General features: G+C 32.8%; 2 protein-coding genes. Both read left to right on the top strand.

Going from position 1 to position 1,069, the window contains the following annotated elements; translation table 11 throughout:
• The first annotated feature begins 341 nt into the window (after positions 1–341).
• A complete protein-coding gene (locus ACFINH_RS09945) occupies positions 342–524 on the top strand; it encodes a type II toxin-antitoxin system HicA family toxin (protein ID WP_375633008.1) in 183 nt (60 codons plus the stop codon).
• Positions 525–544: 20 nt separating this feature from the next.
• Complete coding sequence (locus tag ACFINH_RS09940; RefSeq protein ID WP_375613904.1) at positions 545–967, top strand: type II toxin-antitoxin system HicB family antitoxin; 423 nt, start codon at positions 545–547, stop codon at positions 965–967.
• The last annotated feature ends 102 nt before the right edge of the window (positions 968–1,069 follow it).

Below are 1,069 nucleotides of genomic sequence, written 5' to 3'. Positions count from 1 at the left end.
GCTCCTTTTGAGTCATAATTAATGACATAATTAGTCAATTATTGATTTTTATTCTGTGAAAAATTAATTAGCCAGAGATAACAAGAAAACAGAGCTTTTTAGCTACGCTTCAAGTTCACATTTTGCTGAATTTTTGGGGATATTTTTGAATTTTAGACACAATACGACTAGTGCAGTATCGTCATTAAATACGATTTTTTACACTATGTCAACAAAAAAATCATGATCTTGTATTTTTTTTATTTTTTTACCTAAATATGGTGTTTTAAAAGATGTGCTTTATTTCTCTTTAGTACAACATTTATGTTGCATTGAAACATTTTAGATGTTATATTATTATAATGAATAGTCAAGAATTGAAAAGATATCTTATAAAGCATGGTTGCAGTTTTACTTCAGGGAAGGGAGGGCATTTGCTTGTAAAGCGTGATTCTAAAAAGTCCGTTTTACCTATGCATGGTACGCGAAAAGAATTAGGAACAGGATTAGTCCAGAAGATTCTTAAAGATCTTGACCTAAAATAAGCCTGAATATGGAGGTGTAAATGAAATATGCAATCAAATTTATCAAAGATGACAATGATACTCTTCTAGTCGTCTCTAAAGACTTTCAGGAATTTATTACCTATGGTAACGATGAAAAAGAAGCTTTGGAACAGGCTAAAAATGCACTTTTAACAGTCATTATGGGGCGTTTTCAAGATCGTGAACCTATTCCCTTTGGACATCGTGATATTGCCTATCCTTTTGTTGAAGTATCTTCATTGGTGACTTTAAAAATTGCAATACATAACGCTATGATTGAAAAAAACTTACGCAAAGCTGATCTCGTACGTCTTTTAAAACTTCATCCAATACAAATTGACCGATTGTTGGATTTAAACCACGCAACCAAATTAGATGCCTTAGAATCCACTCTCATTGCTCTTGGAAAAGAGGTTGCCATTAATATCCAAGACGCCGCTTGAAAACTACCGGTTTTGCGTAAAATGTTTATAAAGCGCATTAAGAGCAATGCGCAATGAAAGCACAAGATGTGGTAGTGATTGATCTTCTATGACAAGATACTG

Source organism: Bartonella sp. AA74HLJMH, assembly GCF_042197045.1.
Classification (GTDB): Bacteria; Pseudomonadota; Alphaproteobacteria; order Rhizobiales; family Rhizobiaceae; genus Bartonella.
Note: the sequence above shows the minus strand (reverse complement) of the source record. Positions and strands in the feature narration are given on the sequence as shown.